Source organism: Arthrobacter sp. 01L42, assembly GCF_056400005.1.
Genome location: NZ_JBFTSL010000001.1, coordinates 232,062 through 249,998, shown reverse-complemented (window position 1 = coordinate 249,998; position 17,937 = coordinate 232,062). Strand labels below are relative to the sequence as shown.

15 protein-coding genes are annotated in these 17,937 nt (G+C 69.1%); 7 read left to right on the top strand and 8 right to left on the bottom strand.

The window, feature by feature from the left end; all coding sequences use genetic code 11:
• The first annotated feature begins 90 nt into the window (after positions 1-90).
• Positions 91-750 carry a maleylpyruvate isomerase N-terminal domain-containing protein gene (locus tag AC1DN2_RS01100; RefSeq protein WP_476848878.1) on the top strand — a complete coding sequence of 220 codons (660 nt, stop codon included), beginning with the start codon at positions 91-93 and terminating at the stop codon, positions 748-750.
• Here the strand turns inward: AC1DN2_RS01100 and AC1DN2_RS01095 are convergent.
• Positions 747-1,223 (bottom strand): Lrp/AsnC family transcriptional regulator, encoded by a 477-nt coding sequence (locus AC1DN2_RS01095; protein WP_028277521.1) that lies wholly within the window; start codon positions 1,221-1,223, stop codon positions 747-749. The genes AC1DN2_RS01100 and AC1DN2_RS01095 overlap by 4 nt on opposite strands.
• Positions 1,224-1,406: 183 nt before the next feature.
• Between AC1DN2_RS01095 and AC1DN2_RS01090 the strand changes: the two genes are divergently transcribed.
• From AC1DN2_RS01090 to AC1DN2_RS01070, 5 genes are all read left to right on the top strand, one after another.
• Entirely contained in the window at positions 1,407-2,837 is a 1,431-nt protein-coding gene (locus AC1DN2_RS01090) for an amino acid permease (protein ID WP_476848877.1), read from the top strand.
• Positions 2,838-2,943: 106 nt separating this feature from the next.
• Positions 2,944-3,981 (top strand): thiamine pyrophosphate-dependent enzyme, encoded by a 1,038-nt coding sequence (locus tag AC1DN2_RS01085; protein ID WP_476848876.1) that lies wholly within the window; start codon positions 2,944-2,946, stop codon positions 3,979-3,981.
• Between the two features lie 115 nt (positions 3,982-4,096).
• Positions 4,097-5,092, top strand: a complete 996-nt coding sequence (locus AC1DN2_RS01080) for an alpha-ketoacid dehydrogenase subunit beta (protein WP_476849011.1) — start codon at positions 4,097-4,099, stop codon at positions 5,090-5,092.
• A complete protein-coding gene (locus AC1DN2_RS01075) occupies positions 5,085-5,414 on the top strand; it encodes a biotin/lipoyl-containing protein (protein WP_018775751.1) in 330 nt (109 codons plus the stop codon). The genes AC1DN2_RS01080 and AC1DN2_RS01075 overlap by 8 nt, the downstream gene beginning before the upstream one ends.
• Positions 5,415-5,418: 4 nt before the next feature.
• Positions 5,419-6,246 carry an alpha/beta fold hydrolase gene (locus AC1DN2_RS01070; RefSeq protein WP_476848875.1) on the top strand — a complete coding sequence of 276 codons (828 nt, stop codon included), beginning with the start codon at positions 5,419-5,421 and terminating at the stop codon, positions 6,244-6,246.
• Between the two features lie 138 nt (positions 6,247-6,384).
• Here AC1DN2_RS01070 and AC1DN2_RS01065 read toward each other — a convergent pair whose 3' ends face one another.
• The 3 genes from AC1DN2_RS01065 to AC1DN2_RS01055 all read right to left on the bottom strand — a co-directional run bounded on the left by AC1DN2_RS01065 (position 6,385) and on the right by AC1DN2_RS01055 (position 9,945).
• Positions 6,385-7,740 (bottom strand): MFS transporter, encoded by a 1,356-nt coding sequence (locus tag AC1DN2_RS01065; protein ID WP_476848874.1) that lies wholly within the window; start codon positions 7,738-7,740, stop codon positions 6,385-6,387.
• Positions 7,741-7,899: 159 nt separating this feature from the next.
• A complete protein-coding gene (gene hpaB / locus AC1DN2_RS01060; RefSeq protein WP_476848873.1) occupies positions 7,900-9,354 on the bottom strand; it encodes a 4-hydroxyphenylacetate 3-monooxygenase, oxygenase component in 1,455 nt (484 codons plus the stop codon).
• Between the two features lie 51 nt (positions 9,355-9,405).
• Positions 9,406-9,945, bottom strand: coding sequence for a flavin reductase family protein (locus AC1DN2_RS01055; protein WP_476848872.1), 540 nt, complete (start codon positions 9,943-9,945; stop codon positions 9,406-9,408).
• Between the two features lie 200 nt (positions 9,946-10,145).
• On the opposite strand from AC1DN2_RS01055, the gene AC1DN2_RS01050 reads away from it, so the two are divergent.
• The gene (locus AC1DN2_RS01050; RefSeq protein ID WP_223915970.1) at positions 10,146-10,862 is read left to right on the top strand and encodes an IclR family transcriptional regulator; all 717 of its coding nucleotides are present in this window, start codon (positions 10,146-10,148) and stop codon (positions 10,860-10,862) included.
• Positions 10,863-10,902: 40 nt separating this feature from the next.
• Here the strand turns inward: AC1DN2_RS01050 and AC1DN2_RS01045 are convergent, their stop codons facing one another.
• The 4 genes from AC1DN2_RS01045 to AC1DN2_RS01030 form a co-directional block, all read right to left on the bottom strand.
• Complete coding sequence (locus tag AC1DN2_RS01045; protein ID WP_476848871.1) at positions 10,903-12,360, bottom strand: MFS transporter; 1,458 nt, start codon at positions 12,358-12,360, stop codon at positions 10,903-10,905.
• Positions 12,361-12,526: 166 nt separating this feature from the next.
• Positions 12,527-15,625, bottom strand: coding sequence for an AAA family ATPase (locus AC1DN2_RS01040; protein ID WP_476848870.1), 3,099 nt, complete (start codon positions 15,623-15,625; stop codon positions 12,527-12,529).
• Positions 15,622-16,803: an exonuclease SbcCD subunit D gene (locus tag AC1DN2_RS01035; RefSeq protein ID WP_476848869.1), complete on the bottom strand. Its 1,182-nt coding sequence runs from the start codon at positions 16,801-16,803 to the stop codon at positions 15,622-15,624. The genes AC1DN2_RS01040 and AC1DN2_RS01035 overlap by 4 nt, the downstream gene beginning before the upstream one ends.
• A gap of 82 nt (positions 16,804-16,885) precedes the next feature.
• A complete protein-coding gene (locus AC1DN2_RS01030; protein WP_476848868.1) occupies positions 16,886-17,884 on the bottom strand; it encodes an MIP/aquaporin family protein in 999 nt (332 codons plus the stop codon).
• Positions 17,885-17,937: the final 53 nt, after the last annotated feature.

Sequence of the window (17,937 nt, the reverse complement as noted above, 5' to 3'; positions counted from 1 at the left end):
ATGTTTCAGGTCACATGGGCCGGACCGGGATGCCGCCGGCGCACGGACCGGGCTTGTCCGCGGGTGCCGGCAACGGTATTAATCGAGGCTATGGACGGAGAAGTCATGGACCCGGAGGGCACGGACGGAGAGGCAGCGGGCGCAGAGGCGGTCAGGGCCCGATACGCGGGAGCGGCCCAGGCATTCATGGAGCTCGCCGGGCGGGTACCGCACCAGGCGTGGTCGCGGCCGGCACTGGGTGAATGGGATGTCCGGGCGCTGACCGGCCACACGAGCCGCGCCCTGACAACCGTGGAAACCTACCTCGCCACCCCGGCCGCCGGGGCGCGGGTGCCGGGTCCAGTGGAATACTTCCTGGGCGTCCGGGGCGCCACCTCGCCCGCCGCGATTGCGCAGCGGGGCAGGGAAACCGGGGAGGCGCTGGGCGAGGACCCTGCCGCTGCCGTGCGGGAGCTTGTCCAACGCGTCACGGCCCTCGTCAGGAATACGCCCGACGATGCCCTGGTGGCCACCCCTGCCGGAGTAATGACGCTCATCGACTACCTGCCGACCCGGACCTTCGAGCTGGCCGTGCACACCCTGGATCTGGCGCGCGCCCTGGGCCTGCAGCCGCCCGCCGCCTTGGCCCCGGCGGTCGCGGCCTCCCTGGAGCTCGCCGGAGCCATCGGTTCCCGGTTGCCGTCCGCCGGTGATTTGCTGCTCTTGCTCACCGGCCGGACCGGCCTGCCCGAAAACCTGAGTGTCCTCTAGCCCGTGCCGGCGGCCGCGGCTTCCAGCAGCGGCAGGGTGCGGCCCTGGAAGTGCGTATTGAGCACGATCACGGAGGACGAGCGCAGGACCGATCTGGTGGCGATCATGGCATCGAGGACGCGCTGGAGGTCCGAATTGGAGCGGGCGGCTATCCGGGCCATGAGGTCCGAGCTCCCGGAGACGGTATGGATCTCAATCAGCTCGGGGATCCGCGCCAGGGCCTCCACGACGGCGTCGTGCCCGAGGTCCTGGTTGATCGTGAGGGAGCAGAAAGCCACCACGGGGTAGCCGAAGTGCGCCGGATCGGGCTGGGGCACCCATGAGCCAATCACGCCGGCGTCCTGCATCCGGTCCAGGCGCGACTGCACCGTGGCGCGGGCAACCTTCAGCACCCGGGAGGCCTCCAGGACCGAGGCCCGGGGGGAATCCGTGAAAAATCGGACAATCTTTGCATCAAGCGGATCAACGTCCACTGATTCTTCCTTCCCAAGCGGGACCGGGCCGGACAAACAGCCACCGATGCCCCGATTCAGTTAGCAAACTGCCACCATGCTCTCACGGCGGAGGCGCCCCGGCGGCCGGGGGCCGGGCCCAAATCCGGTAAATTCAATAGGTCCCATAAGGACGCAAAGATCCAAACCACACGAAGGTTCGCCATGACGATGAAGTCCACCGCGACGCTACCCACCGCGGTTCCCGCCCCGAGCCTGGGGCACAGCATGAAACCACGCCAGCTGACCATGATGGGACTGGGCAGCGCGATCGGCGCCGGCCTGTTCCTCGGCTCGGGGGCAGGAATCCAGGCGGCGGGACCGGCCGTGCTGATCTCCTACCTCGTCGCCGGAACCCTGATCATCCTGGTGATGTGGGCGCTCGGAGAGATGGCCGCGGCCAATCCCAACAGCGGCGCCTTCTCCGTGTACACGCAAAAGGCCATGGGCAAGACCGCGGGCGCCACCGTCGGCTGGCTCTGGTGGCTGCAGCTCGTGGTGGTCATCGCCGCCGAGGCCCTCGGCGCGGCCGGGCTCCTGTTCACTGTGTGGCCGGTGATCCCCGTCTGGGCACTGTCCCTGATCTTCATGGCCCTGTTCACCGCCATCAACCTGGCGGGCGTGAAGAACTTCGGCGAGTTCGAATTCTGGTTCGCCATCCTCAAGGTGGCTGCCATCGTGATATTCCTGGCCATCGGCGGGGCCCTGCTGCTGGGCTTGCTGCCGGACGTCCCGTCTCCTGGCCTCGGCAACTTCACATCCGGCTTCGCCCCGGCTGGCCTGGGCGGCATCGCAACGGCACTCTTCGTCGTCATCTTCGCCTTCGGCGGCACCGAGATTGTCAGCGTGGCCGCGGCCGAGACGGAAAACCCGGAGCGCAGCGTCGCCCAGGCGATCCGCACCGTCGTCTGGCGGATCCTCGTGTTCTACATCGGCTCGGTATTCGTCATCGCGGCCGTCCTTCCCTCAACCTCCGCGGCCCTGAAGTCCCCCTTCGCCGGCGTCCTCGACGTCGCCCGGATCCCCGGCGCCGGCGCCGCGATCACCCTGGTCGCCGTTATCGCGCTGCTGTCCGCCCTGAACGCCAACCTCTACGGCGCGTCCCGCATGGTGTACTCGCTCTCTGAGCGCGGCGAAGCCCCCAAGTTCCTCTCCAGGCTCAACACGGCCCGGGTCCCGGTCGTGGCGGTGAGCGTCTCCGTGGCCTTCGGCTTCCTGGCCGCCGTCCTGGAACTGCTCTTCCCCGACCAGATCCTGCCGGCGCTGTTCCAGCTGGTCGGTTCCACCTGCCTCGTTGTGTGGGGCTCGGCCCTGGTGTCCCAGCTGATCCTGCGCCGCCGGGCAGACCGCGACGGCACGGCGCTGCCGCTGCGGATGAAGGGCTTCCCCGGGCTGACGATCTTCGGGCTCGTGCTCCTGGCACTGATCTTCGCCGTCGGCTTCAGCAGCCCGGAGAGCAGCAAGCAGCTGGTCAGCACCCTGGTACTGGTGGCCGGCATCGCCGTGGCGTGCTGGACCGGCGCCCGGATCACCCGGAACCGCAACGCCGCCGCCGCCGGCGCAAAAGCCGACCAGGCGGAACAGCCCAGCCGCTAGACAAATTGCCAAGCTCACCGGCGCGCGGGGCGGCATAAGTGTGCAGTCTGGGCACCCCAGCCTAGGCTGATTGCCCACCCCGCCGCCGGTGACTAGGGTCACAGGCATGGACACAATTCTCCCCGTGGCTTCCGGCAGCGATGCCGGGCCGCTCACAGCCGATGAACTCCGCGAGCTCTATTCGCTCATGGTGGCCGTCCGGCACCTCGACACCTCGGCCATCGCCTGGCAGCGGCAGGGCATCATCCCCGGCTACGCCCCCGAACTCGGCCAGGAAGCGGCCCAGGTGGGCAGCGGCTACGCCGTGGACACCACCCGGGACTTCGTCTTCCCCACCTACCGCGAAATGGGCGTTGCCCGGACCATGGGGGTGGACATGGTGGCCTACATGTCCACCCACAAGGCCACGTGGCACGGCGGCCTGTACAACCCGCTGGAATCCCGGCTGGCCCCGATCCAGGCGGTAGTTGCCGGATCCGTCCTGCACGCCGTCGGCTGGGCCCACGGCCAGACGCTGGACAAAAAGGACGGCGTCGCAATGACGTACTTCGGCGACGGCGCCTCCTCCCAGGGCGACGTGCACGAGGCGATGAACTTCGCCGCCGTGATGAAGGCGCCCGTCGTGTTCTTCGTCCAGAACAACGGCTGGGCCATCTCGGTCCCCACCGAACGGCAGGTGGCCGGGGGCTCCGTCGCGGCCCGCGCCGCGGGTTACGGCATGCCCGCGCTGAAGATCGACGGCGACGACGTCGTCGCGGTCCTCGAGGCGACCCGCCGCGCCTTCGCCCACGCCCGCGCCGGCAACGGCCCCGTGCTCATCGAGGCCATGACGTACCGCCGCGGCCCGCACTCCACGTCCGATGATCCGGGCCGCTACCGCTCCCTCGACGAGGAGCGCGACAGCGCCGGCACCGACCCGCTCGAGCGGCTGCGGCAGCGGCTGCTGGCCGATGGTATCGCCGACGAGGCGTTCTTCGCCGAAGCGCTGGCCGCGGCCAAGGCCGAAGAGGAGCAGATCCGTACCGGCATCCAGGCCCTGGGCTCCCGGCCCGGCACCGAAATGTTTGACCTGGTCTTCCAGGAAACCACCCCTGCCCTGCAGGCCCAGGCCGCCAACTGGCGCGAGGAGTCCGAACATGTCTAACTCGATTCTCGAAAACGTAGACGCCGCAGGCGACAACACTGCCGACAACACTGCCGACAACACCGGCGACGACACTGTCACCAACCCGGCAGGAAGCGAGCCCGCCACCACGGTGATGTCGATGCAGCAAGCACTCAACCGCGCCCTCGACGAGGTCCTCGCGGACAACCCCAAAGCCGTCATCTTCGGCGAGGACTGCGGCCGGCTCGGCGGCGTCTTCCGCATCACCGACGGGCTGCAGGCCAGGCACGGCGCGCAGCGCGTCTTTGACACCCCGCTGGCGGAATCCGGCATCCTGGGCATGTCCGTGGGCCTGGCGATGGCCGGGTTCCACCCCATCCCCGAGGTCCAGTTCGACGGCTTCGCCTACCCCGCGATCAACCAGATCGTCTGCCAGATTGCCCGGATGAACTACCGCAGCCGCGGCACCATGCCGATGCCCATCACGCTGCGCGTGCCCAGTTTCGGCGGCATCCGCGCCCCCGAACACCACGGGGAGAGCCTCGAGGCACTCTTCGCGCACGTTCCCGGGCTCAAGGTGGTCTCGCCGTCGAACCCGCACGAGGCGTACCACCTGCTCAAGTACGCCGCCACGCGGCCGGACCCGGTGATCTTCATGGAGCCCAAGTCGAGGTACTGGCAGAAGGGTGAGGTGGACCTTGCGCACTGCGATGCGGACGACGACGCAGACGGCGGCTCCCCCACCGGCGCCAAGGTGATGCGCGAAGGCCGCCACCTCACGCTGGTCGCCTGGGGCGCCATGGTGGCCCGCTGCCTGCAGGTGGCGGAGCTCGCGGCCGAGGACGGGATCGATATCGAGGTCCTGGACCTGCGCTGGCTCAAGCCGATCGACGCCGAGGCCCTCGCCGCCTCCGTGCGCAAGACGCGCCGCGCCGTCGTCGTCCACGAGGCGCCGCTGACCTCCGGCCTCGGCGCCGAAGTGGCGCAGCTGATCACGCAAAGCTGCTTCGACACCCTCAGGGCGCCGGTGGAGCGCATCACCGGCTTCGACGTCCCGTACCCCTCGGGCGACCTGGAAGATGAATACATCCCGAACATTGACCGGATCCTCTTCGGCATCCAGCGAGTATTGGAGTACAAACGTGGCTGAAATTTCCTTCCCGCTCCCGGATCTCGGCGAGGGCCTGATCGAGGCCACCGTGCTGGAATGGCTGGTTTCCCCGGGCGAACAGGTGGAGCGCAACCAGCCGCTCGTGGAGGTCGAAACCACCAAGTCGGCCGTTGAATTGCCCAGCCCGCAGGCAGGTAAGGTAGTGCGTATCTACGGCGGGCCCGGCGACAAGATTAATGTCGGCGAGCCCCTGATTGTGTTTGAGGTGCCGGACAACACCGCCGGCATCGTGGGCACGGTCCCGAAGGAAGAGGCACCTAAGCGCCGGGTCCGCCTGAGCGCCGTACTTGATGAGGACTGAGAGCATGAGCGGCAGACACACCGGCGAGCAGCATTCGCACACCGTTGAGGGCACCGACCCCCAGCTGTACGTGCAGGTGCATGAGCCCCAGAACGACGCCGGGTTCCGTCCCGTCCTGCTGCTGCACGGCTTCTCCTCCTCCTCCAAGCTCAACTGGGAAGACAGCGGCTGGCTCACCGCGCTCCTGGAAGCCGGCCGGCGCGTCATCACCGTGGACCTGCCCGGCCACGGCCGCAGCGGCGCCCCGGAGGACATGGACTCCTACTCCCCCAGCCGGATCCGTGCGGACCTGCTGCAGATAGTCTTCGACGCCGGCGCGCGGCCGCTGCGCGACGGGGACCCGTCCAGCGGGCTCGACGTGATCGGCTATTCGCTGGGGTCCCGGCTCGCCTGGGAGTTCGGAGCCACACAGCACGAGCTGGTGCACCGGCTGGTCCTGGGCGGCCCGAATGTCGCCGACCCCCTGGCGGACTTCGACCTGATCGCCGCGCAGCGGTACCTGGCCGACGGCACGCCGATCGCGGACGAGTCGACCGCCGGGCTGCTGAAGATGGCCATGCTGCTGCCCAGCAACAACATCTTCGCGCTGCTGTCCCTGGTCGAGGCAATCAAGACCGAGCCGTATGACCCCGCCGAAGCGGTCCCCCACATGCCGATGCTCCTCGTGGCGGGGGAAAACGACGACCGGGCCGCCACCATGCCGGAGCTCGCCGCCCTGGGCGCCAAGGCCGGCGGCATGGTCGAACAGCTCGTGCTGCCGGGCCGCAACCACACCAACGCCATCACCAGCCGCGCCTTCAAGCAAGGCGCCATCAGCTTCCTGGGCGTCTAAACCCGCCTCACAAAAGCGACGCGGGGTCACTTACGGCCCATCCGAATGATCTGGATGGGCGCGAAGTGACCCCGCGTTGCTCTTTAACCCAGAGGGGCACGGACCTTGCGGTCCGCGCCCCTCGTGCTTGCCTGGTTGCTATTGCTTTGCGGCTTCGGCCGGCGCGTGGTGCGCGACGCCGAGCGGGCGGCCCTTCGTTTCCCCGGCCAGCAGGACGCCGACGGCGGAGATGACGCAGAGGATCATGATGTAGATGCCGATGGAGCCGGTCCAGTGGGTGCCCTGCAGGAGGACTTCCGCGATGGTGGCCGCGAACGCGCCGCCGAGGATGGCGCCGAAGGCGTAGCCGATCGAGATGCCCGAGTAGCGCACCTCCGGCGGGAACATCTCGGCGTACATGGCGGACATGGGGCCGTAGGACAGGCCCAGGCCGACCGTGAGGACGAACAGCGCGACGCCGTAGAGCACAATGTTCTTGGTGTCGATGAGGGCGAACATCGGGATCATCCAGGCAAAGACAATGCCGTAGCCGATCAGGAACGTCTTGACCCGGCCGATCTTGTCCGAGAGCCAGCCGCCGACCAGCGTGAAGATCAGCCAGCCGAAGGAAGCCAGCGTCGTGGCGAGCAGGATCTGCGGGGTGGGCATCTTCAGCGTCTTGGTGGCGTAGGAGATGAAGAAGGCAATCAGCAGGTAGCCGGCAGCGTTGTTGCCGATGAAGATCATCGTCGAGTAAAGGACTGCCTTCTTGTGCTTGCGGAGCAGCTCCCCCAGGGGCGCCTTGCTTTCTTCCTTGCGGTCCTGCATCTCCTTAAAGACGGGGCTCTCGGCGACCGCCCGGCGGATCAGGTAGCCGACCACGACCAGCACGATGGAGAGCAGGAACGGCACACGCCAGCCCCAGGACGCGAAGTCTTCCTTGGACATGGACGTGTTGAGGAAGTACAGCAGGCCGGTCGCGAGGATCATGCCGACCGGGACGCCGATCTGCGGGTAGGCGCCGAACAGGCCGCGCCTGCTCTTGGGAGCGTGCTCCACGGCCATCAGGGCAGCGCCGCCCCATTCACCGCCGGCGGAGAAGCCCTGGATGACGCGGAGCAGGATCAGGAGGATCGGTGCCCAGACGCCGATCTGCGCGTAGGTGGGCAGCATGCCGATCAGGGCCGTGGCGGCGCCCATCATGATCAGGGTGAAGACCAGCATGGCCTTGCGGCCGAGGCGGTCGCCGAGGTGGCCGGCGACGATCGCGCCGAGCGGGCGGAAGAGGAAGCTGATGCCGATCAGGGCGAAGGACAGGATCTGCGCCAGGCCAGGGTTGGAGGCGTTCAGCGGGGCCAGGAACAGCGGCGACAGCAGCGTTGCTGTCAGCTGGGCAAAAATAAAGAAGTCGTACCACTCGATGGTGGTGCCGACCAGTGTCCCGGCGAGGACCTTGCGTTCCTCGTGTTTGCTGCTGGGACCCGCCTCGGAATCTACGGATGAAGTTACGGTCATTGGAACTCCGTTGCTGGGGGCAGAGGTACTGCCCGGGTGGGTGCGAAGTGGATAACTGATGCCTCATGAATTACTGATCGAACGGTCAGTTAGTATCCTGAATACTACTACGAAAGATGTGATAAGGCACACATGTTCCCGGAAAGTGTCTTCCGCGGGTCAGTCGGTGCGGTTGAGCAGCTCGCGGACCCTGGCCCGGACCGGCTCGCGGTCGTAGGTGTTGACCAGGGCGCCGGCCATGCGGACGGGGTCTCCGAAGAAGAAGTACTCGTAGAGCGACTGGCGCCCGGAGAACCCGGAGATCGAGGCGTCGAAGGCCAGTTTGAACAGCCGGACCCGCTCGGGGCCGGTCAGGGTCTTGCCCTGCAGGTACAGCTCGATATCCTCCCGGGCCTCGCTGTTGACGTCCGCCTCCCCCGGCAGGGCCATGAGGCCCGACGCCGAGAACTTCCGGATGATCTGCGGGAAGCGCTGGGCGATCTTCGGGTACCAGTTGCGGGCGGCGTTCAGGGTGGACCACTTCGGCAGCATGACGCCGGCGTCGTTGAGTCCGGCGTCGGCCTCGGACGCGCGGACCAGGGCCTTGCCGATTTCGACGTCGATAATCAGCTCTGCGATGTCCTCCTGGATGTGCTGGAATCCGTCGATGCCGATCGATTCGGCCAGTTCCGATGCCAGGCCCAGGTAGAACTCGCTCTTGGCGATCGTGCGGGTGACCACCTGGTGGGTCATGAGCGCGCCGGCACCGGTCTCGGTGTAGAAACTGTTGCACAGCTGCGGGTGGCCCAGCATGAAGATGCGCTCGCTGGGCACGAAGACGTGGTCAAAAACCGCGACGGCGTCCATTTCCTCATAGCGGGAGGCCAGCGGCTCGTCGTGGGTGCTGCCGCCGTTGTACAGCGAGGTGCGGCAGAGGTAGCGCAGGCCGGGGGCGTCGTTGGGGATGGCGAACGCGTAAGAGTAGGGGGCGTCCTCCGGGGTGCCCCGCAGGACCGTGGACGGAAACACGAGCAGTTCGTCGGCGATCGGGGCGATGGTGGCGAGCATGCGCGCGCCCTGGATGACGATCCCGTCCCCGCGCTCCTCCACGATCCGGGCCGAGAGCTGGCCGCCGAGCTGCTCCGACCCGGAGACGGACCGGTTGACCTGCGGCGGGATGAGGGTGTGGGTGGCGAGCACGTCGTTTTCCCGGGCCCGCTCGTAGTAGTTGCGGATGTTCTCGCCAAACTTCGGATCCGCCTGCGCGAACCACTTCCCCGCCGTGCCCAGCGCGGTCAGCGCGGAGTTCATATAGTCCCCGGAGCGGCCAAGGAAGCCGTTGGAGGACTCGGCCCAGGTGGAGATGGCGCGGCGCCGCCGCTGGAGGTCCTCGACGGTCTTCGGCACCAGGAAGGAGGCGCTGACCAGGTCCCCGGTGCTGGGTGAGGCGTAAGTGAGCGCCTCCTGGTACTGCGGATCATGCTGCATGTCGAAGAGCCTGGCGTAGGAGCGGGCCACATTGCGGAAGGCCGGGTGCTCGGCGATCTTCTCGCTGACCACCTCGCCGTCGATCACCACGTGCGGCGTCATGGCATTGAGCTTGTCCAGGTACTGCCGTCCGGTACGGATACCCATTGGTCTTCCTCCAGTCGTCGTTGCGCTGAATTGCCGGGAAGGAATGTGGCGCTAGAGCAGATCCTCCATACCCAGCTGGCTTTCCGGGATGGTGGTAAAGGTGCTGTTGGCGAAGGCCAAGGCATCGCCGTTGCGGTAGTTGAAGTCCACTACCTCGCCGATATACAGGGTGTGGTCGCCGCCGTCGTACGCCGCCCACGGCTTGCATTCGAAATAGGCGAGGACATTGGACAGCCGCGGCGCGGTCTTCCCCTCCACCCACAGCGGCTCGGGGCCGGGCCTTCCGGCGAAGCGCATGGCCAGGTACCGCTGCTCGGCGCCAAGGATATTCACGGTGAAGGGCCGGCCGGCGAGCTCGTCGTGGGCCCTGGCCGTGCGGGCGATGCTCACCAGCACCAGCGGAGGGTCCATCGAGACCGAGGTGAAGGAGTTCACGGTGATGCCGTGGCGTTTTTTCGTGGCCCCGTCGAAGGTCACGATCGCGACGCCGGTGGCAAACCTGCCGAGGCTGCCCCGGAAGTGGTTGGCCCGCGGTGCCGACAGGGGGCCTTGGGCGCCCCCGGCGTGGCCGCGCGGCGTGGTAATCATCATTGATCCCTTGCGTTCGTTGCGTTTCCCGACCGTGGTGTGGGTGTGCTTTGGATCAGCCGTGTTCTATAGTCGAGTTCTGTGATTGTGTTCTATAATCGAACAAACAGTTCCCATATAGAACGCTAGCTGACCATGAGCCGGAACACAAGGGTAGCCCGGCGAGCCCGGCGTCCAGTAACCCCGCACCTAGGATGGACCCCATGACCCCGAATGCCGGCACCGCCCAGGCTTCCCCGTCCCAGACGCTATCCCGTGGTATCAGGGCGCTGGAGATCCTCGCCGAGGCCCAGCAGCCGCTGACCATTGCCGAACTCGCCGACGCCATGGGCGTCCACCGCTCCGTGGCCTACAGGATCCTGCGCACGCTCGAGGACCACTCGCTGCTGGTACGTGACGATGGCGGCCGCGTCCAGCCCGGCCCGGGCCTCGCGGTCCTGGCCCGCGGGGTCTCCCGGAACCTGCAGTCGGCGGCGTTGCCGGAACTGACCCAGCTGGCCAACACCCTGACCATGAGCGCCTTCGTGGCGGTCTGGGACCGGGAGGAGTGCGTGACGCTGGTGACCGTGGATCCGCGGCACAGCGGCGCCGCGGTGGTGCAGCACCCGGGGTCGCGGCACCCCATCAGCGCAGGGGCGCCGGGCATTGCGATCCAGTCAGCCTTCCCGGAGCAGGAGTGGCGGGCCCTGGTCCCGGGCATCCCGTACCGGTCCGAGGCGGCCGAGGCCCGGCGCCGCGGCTATGCCGCCAGCCATGACGAGGTGATCCCCGGGGTGTCCTCGATTGCGGTGCCGCTGCGTGTGCCTGGCGGGCGTCCGGCCGCCCTCGCCGTCGTCTATATCCGCGCCGCGCAGGATCCGGACGAGGTCGCAGCGGCCCTGACCGAGGCGGCGCGTCGCATCGAGGCGCAGCTGGGTTGAGCCCGCGGAAAGCGCCGCCGCAGCGCTGTCCCGTCGGGGTCTATGCGGCCGCGGCCGTCTTCTTCCCGCGTTGCCGGAGTACGACGGCGGCTGCCGTTCCGAGCAGGAACAGCGCCGTGGCGGCGCACACCGGAACCAGGAAGGCCGTCGAATAGCCGAAGTTCTGCGCCAGCTGTCCGGCGATGGAGGATCCGAGCGCGGTGCCGGCCACAATGCCGCTGGCCAGGGCTGTCATGACCGTGCCGAGCTTTCCGGCCGGCGCCACGAGGCCACCGATCGCGAAGACAGTGACCATGAGCGGACCAACGGGCAGGCCCAGGACCAACAGTACAAGGACCATGGGCAGCGCCGTCGAGGGCAGCAACAGCAGCGATGCGAAGCCGGCCATCAGGGCCGCGCAGGCAATCCAGCGGGCGTTCACCGTGAAGCGCCGGGGCCAGTACGCGACCGAGAGGGCGGCCGCGGCAGAGCTCAGTCCCATGACTGCGTAGAGCAGGCCCGCGAGTTCGGAGGTGGCGAAGCTGGCGGAGAAAGAGCTCAGGGCTGTCTGGGTGGAGCCGAAGAACGTGCCCATGCACACCATCGCCAGCACGGGGAGGGCGACGGCGGCGAAGGTTTTGACCCGCTGGGCTGCCGTGCGGGTTTCCCCGTGGATGTCCCCCGCCGTCGTGGGCGCCGGGCCGGCCGCGTGGCCGGCCGCGTGGCCTGCGGCAGGACCGGCGGGCCGGCGTTTCGTTGTGCGGACCACCGCAAGGTGCGTGGGGTGGACGGCGAAGGCGGGTACGAGGACCACGGTCAGTGCTGCAGCGAGGGCCAGCGGCAGCCACGGCGCGAGCAGGCTCGCGAGGATTCCGACGAGTGCGGGGCCGAGCACGAAGGTGAGCTCGTCCGCGGTGCTCTCATAGGAAAGGGCGGTGTCCAGGTCCGCGGAGTTCCCGGCCGCACGGGTTCCGGAGCCGGACGTCCGGGAGGTCAGCGCCATCCAGCGGACGCGGGCCAGCGGACCGACCTGCGGGCAGCTCACCCCGGCCACGAAGGCCGCGGCCAGCACGGGCACCGCGGCGGCAAGGTCGTGGACCCCGGGGATGAGGTAGGCCGTGAGGATCAGGGCAACGATGGCCACGGTGTTGGCGATGGCGGATACGAGCAGGACGCCGCGCTGGCCGAGCCGGTCGGCGAGGACGCCGAGGACGGGGGCACCGAGTGCGGAACCGATGCCGACGGCGCCGGCCGCGGCGCCGCCCACGGCGTACGAGCCTGTGACGGCGGTGACGAGTGTCAGGGCGCCGACTGTCAGCATGGCAAGCGGCAGGCGGGCGAAGAGCCCGAGGGGGATGAAGCTGCGGCCGGCGAGCAACGGCAGCTGCGCGTAGCGGCCGCCCTTTGCGGGCGACGGGGCAGGCAGAGCGTCGGTCGAAATTGCGGTGGCCGGCAGCGCGTAGGTCGGCGGCAGTGGGGCGTCAAGAGTAGACCCCAAAGAAGACGGTGAAGGGTTCATGGTTTCCGGGTTCGCTAAATACTGCGCATCGTCCCTCCTCCCGATGCGCGCGACCCGGTAACAGACCAATGATACCCGATCCCGGGACGCCGGCCCTGGGACCAGACCCCGGGACGGGACCAGAGTGGGCCTCGGGACCGGTCCCGGGGCCCACACTGGGACCGGCTCAGGCCCGGGTGTCGTCGCTGATGTGCAGGGTGGAGCCGCTGCGGCCCTTGACCACTTGGAGCTGGGTGCCGATGCGCTGCTTCATTTCGGCGACGTGGCTCACGAGCCCCACCACCCGGCCGCCGTCGCGGAGGCTCTCCAGGGCGTCCATGACTTGTTCCAGCGCCTGTTCGTCGAGGCTGCCGAAGCCCTCGTCCACGAAGAGGGTCTCGATGTCCACGCCACCGGACTCATGCTGCACGACGTCCGCCAGCCCAAGGGCCAGCGCCAGTGAGGCCATGAAGGACTCGCCGCCGGAGAGGGTGGCGGTGTCCCGGCGCTGGCCGGTCCACTCGTCCACGACCTCCAGGCCAAGGCCGGACTTCGCGCCGCGTGCTGCCTTGGCGTCGGTGTGCTGCAGCGTGTAGCGGCCATCGCTCATACCGATCAGGCGTTCGGAGGCAGCGACGGCCACCTGCTCGAGCCGGGCGGCGAGGACATAGCTGTTCAGGCTCATGCGATAGGTGTTGTCTCCGCCGCCCCTGGCCGCGTCGGCGACGGCGGTGAGCATCGCGGCCCGGTCCCGCGGTTCCCTGCCGGCGGCAGCGAGGTCCGCGTAGTCACCGGCGATGCGCCCGAGTATCCGGAGCGAGTTTTCCGCCAGCCCGGCCGCAAGCACGGCTTCCCGGGCTTTGCGTTCAGCCGCCGCCGATTCCGTCCTGAGCTCCTCGAGGGCGGCGTCGCTGACGATGTCCCCGGCGGCCCGCTCGGCTGCCGCCAGGGCCAGGTCATCTCCGGCGAACAGTTCCTGGATCCTGGCGGCCTCGTCCTGTCCGACCCGGATGGCCGTTTCGAGGCTTGTGGCCACCGGCGTTGGCAGCAGCGCTTCCCGCGCCGCGGTTTCGGTGCTGAAACCGGCTCCGGGAAGGGCCACTTCAAGGTGCCGGCGTGCCTCCGCGGTGCGGGTGGCGGCCTGTTCGTGGGCCGAGTGTGCGGCGTCGGCGTGCTCCAGGACCGCCGTGGTTGCCGTCAGGGCGGCGATCCGCTGTTCGAGGGTCGCGTGGCCGGCGCGCAGCTTGTCCAGGGTGGCTTCGAGGGCCTGTGCCTGTTCGTCGATTTCGGCGATCGTCGATTGCGTCTGCACGATGCCGGAGGCGGCGTCGGCCTGCGCCCGCTCTGCGTGGGCGATCACCGCTTCGAGTTCTGCCATCCGGGCCCGGCTCGCAGCAAGGTCCGTGGCAGCGCGGACGGCGTCGTCAGCCCGTTCCCGGGCCAAGGCTGCCTCCTCACCGGCTTCCCCGGCAGGTGTGTTGCCGCCCTGGGCGGCCAGGACTGCGACGTTCTGTTGGGCCTCGGCGAGCTCACGACCTAGGGCGGCGACGGCTTCTTCTGCCGTGTCGCTGGCCAGTTGCGCGGTTTTCTCGGCCTCGGCGACGGCCAGGGCGGAGGCTGCCGCGGGGGCAGGTGCCGGATGTTCAGGGCTGCCGCAGACAGGACATGGGACCCCGGCCAGGAGCTGGGTGGCGAGCTCGGCGGCGGCGTTGGTGAGCCGTTGCTCACGGAGGTCCAGCCAGTGCTGCCTCCGGTCCTGGTGCGTGCTGAGGGCCGCGGCGTGCTGTCCGGAGATTGCCGCGCACTCGGCCTCGGCGGCGAGGAAGCGGCCAACGATGGTCACGAGTTCGTCCGCTGCCGTGGCTTCCTTGGTGCGCAACTGGACTTCCGCGGCCAGCTCCTCGAGGGGGCGGATGCCGGCGGACAGGGCCGCCGACTCAGTGCGCAGGGTGTCCAGTGCGTCGGCACCGGCCAGCCGTTCTTTTTCCAGCTCCTGCCGTTGCAGGCGCAGCCGGCTGCCGCGCTGGGTCAGCCCGAGGAACCGGGCTTCGTCGGGCAGGCGTTCGGTGAGCACGGCGTGCAGGGACCGCAGCCGGGCGAGGGTTCCGCGGACGGCCGCGCTGTCCAACATGACGGATTTACCCGCCCGGACGGGGTCGGCATCGTCGTCGTCGGCGGTGGGGACGCCGGCGTCGAGGACGTCCTGCCCGGCGAGCTCCCGGTCTGTGGCGGCCGCGGACCGCAGCTGCCGCGCGGCCTCCAGCAGGGCCGTTCCTGCCAGGTCCTCGGCTGCCGCGGCGCTTTCGACTGCCTGCAACTGGCCGCCGAGCATTTCGGCCTGGCGGTGCAGGCCCAGTGTGACGGCCTTGCCCGCCAGGACGGGGGCGGCGGCGTCGGCGTCGATCCGCCGCTGTTCCGCGGCGGCGAGTTTGGCGTGGCGGTTGGCCCGCGCGTTCGCCGCCTCCAACAGGGACGCCTGATCGGCGGCCTGCTTCTCGGCTGCCGCGGCAGCGCTGCGCCGGCCCTCCGCGGCGGCTGCCGCAGCGGCGTCGAGCCAGGCCAACAGGGCATCGGGCTCGTCCCGGCCGGGGGCGCCGTCGGGGTCGAGTTCGAGCGCCGCTGTTTCGGCCTCCGCCTGAGCCAGGAGCAGGTCCAGCTTCGCGTTGAGGTTGGCGACCTCGGCCTTGGCGGTCTGCGCCTGCCGGGACAGTTCCTGTTCCACGGCTTCAAAGCGCTGGGTGCCGAACAGGCTCTGCAGCAGCTCCAGACGGTCGGACGCCTTGGAGCGCAGGAACGCAGCGAAGTCCCCCTGCGGCAACATGACCACGCGCGTGAACTGGTCCCGGTTCATGCCCAGGACGTCGGTGATCTCGGCGCCGGCCTCATCATTCCGGCCCGATTTCTCCACCCACGAGCCGTCGATGCGTTCGCGCAGCAGCGTGTTGGCCTGCTGGACCGTGAAGCCGTTCCGGCCCCGGGCACTCGGCTTGTCCCACGCGGGCGAGCGGGAGACTTCGAAGTGCCGGCCCTTGGCCGAGAATTCGCAGGTGACGCGCGGTTCGGCGGCGGCCTCCGCGTGGTCGCTGCGCAGCCGCTTTCCGTCCTGGCGGGCCCCGGGAACCGATCCGTAGAGGGCGAAACAGATGGCGTCCAGGACGCTGGTCTTGCCCGCGCCGGTGGCGCCGTTCAGCAGGAAGAGCCCGTGTGCGCTCAGGCGGTCGAAGTCGATCCGCTCCGTGCCGGCAAACGGGCCGAACGCGGAAATCTCCAGGCGGTGGATCCTCACAGGGACACTCCTTCCAGGCGTACGGCGTCGAGCGCCTCGGCGAGGGCTGCGGCTTCGGCGTCGGAAGCCGGCCTGCCCCGGACGTGCTCGAGGAATCCGCAGCAGACGGAGAGGTCGTCCCCGGCTTCGGCCAGCCGGCTGCTGTAGCTGGCTTTGGGCGCCGCGCCGGGACCATCGGGATCGAAGCCGAGCACCAGGGTGTCGGGGAACCGTGCCCGCAGGCGGTCCATCGCCTGGGCCGGGCGGGCCTCGTCCGTCAGCGTGATCTGGCAGTAGGCGGTCTCGGCCCACGCGAAGTCCTCCGACTCCAGGAGCTCATCCAGCTTCCCGCGGAGCACGGCGAGGGTCCGGGGCGCGTCCCAGAGCACTTCGCGCACGCCGCCGATCCCCTCGGCGTCGACCTCCACGAGCCAGCTGCCCTTCCTGTGCTTCGCCTCCGAGAACGAATACGCGAGCGGCGAGCCGGAGTAGCGCACTGCCGGCGAGAGCTCCTGCCTGCCGTGCAGGTGGCCCAGTGCGGTGTAGCCAAAGCCGTCGAAGAGATCCAGCGGGACCGCGCCGACGCCGCCGATGCTCAGATCCCGTTCGCTGTCGGAGCTGATGCCGCCGCTGGCGAAGGTGTGCGCCAGGACCACCGAATGGACGGTCCGGGTCTGACTCCGCTGCCGCACGTCGGCACGGATCCGTTCGGTGGCGGCGCGGGTGACCTCGAAGTGGCTCGCGGTCTCGACGCCCAGCTGCTCGGCGACCAGCCGGGGCTCCAGCCAGGGGATCCCGTAGATGGCGAGCACCGGCGCTGCCTCATTCCCGGCATCGTCCCCGAGCGGAAAGAGCACGGGAACGTCCAGTTCATTCAGCCGTGTGCGCAAATGCACTCCCCCGCGCTCGAGCAGCCGCGACGCGAACCCCAGCCTGATGGCGGAATCGTGGTTGCCGCTGGTCAACACAACTTCGGCGCCGGCCCCGGTGAGGCGCACCAGGGCGTCATCCAGCAGGCCGACGACGTCGACGCCCGGCAATGCGCGGTCATAGACGTCCCCGGCGATGAGGACGACGTCGACGCTCTCTTCCCGGACAAACGCCACAAGCTGGTCGATGAAGGCGCGCTGGGCATCCAGCATGCCGATGCCGTGGAAGGACCGGCCCAAGTGCCAGTCGGAGGTGTGCAATAACCGCATATTCCTACGGTATCGGCTGCCACCGACACTCTTGCGCCACCACCCCGGCGGTGTGACGGAGGTTAAAAGTGGTCAGCAGTGGCTACTTCCCGCCCTTGCGGTCGAAGAAGCTGCGGGCCTCGTCGTTGCCGGCGGGGACGGCCGGAGCAGAAGCGGTGGTGGCCGTGACGTTGGCCAGCCCGGCGTCGTCGAAATCGGCGCCATCCACATCGGCTTCCGTGAGCTTTCCGTCGGTCTGGGCGGTGGGCTGGGCGGCGGGCTGGGCGGTGACCGCGGCAGTGGCAGTGGCAGCGTCACTGGCCTGTCCACTGGTCCGGGCCGACTGCACGAAGCCGCGGAAAACCAGCCCGGCGATGGCCGCACCGACCACCGGTGCCACCCAGAAGAGCCACAGCTGCCCGAGCGCGTCCGGGCCGCTGAAGATGGCCGACGCCGTTGCCCGGGCCGGGTTGAACGGCACATTGCCGAGGGCCTGGCCCAACTGCAGGAGCATCGCCGTCGTCAGGCCGACCGCGAAGGGCGCAGCCGCCCTGGCCGGATTCCGGCGGGCGGTCGTGGCAAGGAAGATGGCCACGAGCAGTGCCGTGCCGAGGACCTCCACGAGCAGGACGCCTGCCATGGGCACCTGGATGATCGAGTGCTCGCCGAATCCGGCGGCCACGGTGGCGAACGCGCCCTGGGAGTCGTTGATGGTCGGCACGGTGCGCAGGACGCCGTACAGGGCGACGGCCCCGAGCACGGCGCCCACCAGCTGCGCGCCGATGTAGGCGGCGGCGTGGGCAAGCCGGATCCGGCCGGCGATGGCGTTGCCCACGGTGAGGGCAGGGTTGAAGTGGCCGCCGGAGACGTAACCGACGGCGAGCATCGCCGCCGTCAGGGCCAGGCCGGCGGCCAGGGCGGCGGGCAGCGGGCTCGACTGCGGAATGGTGAAGAGCGGCACGCCCAGGCCCGCAACCACGACGATCAGGGTCCCCAGGGCCTCGGCGGACAGCCGGGCCACGAGCCCGGGCCGGGGCGGGACGTCGCTGGCGGCCGGTGGCTGGACGTCAACGGAGTCTGGGGCTGGCACAAGCAGGGTCATGGTCAGGATTCCTTTGCTGGCGGCGCGCCCAGGGGCTGCAGTTGCGGCGTCGC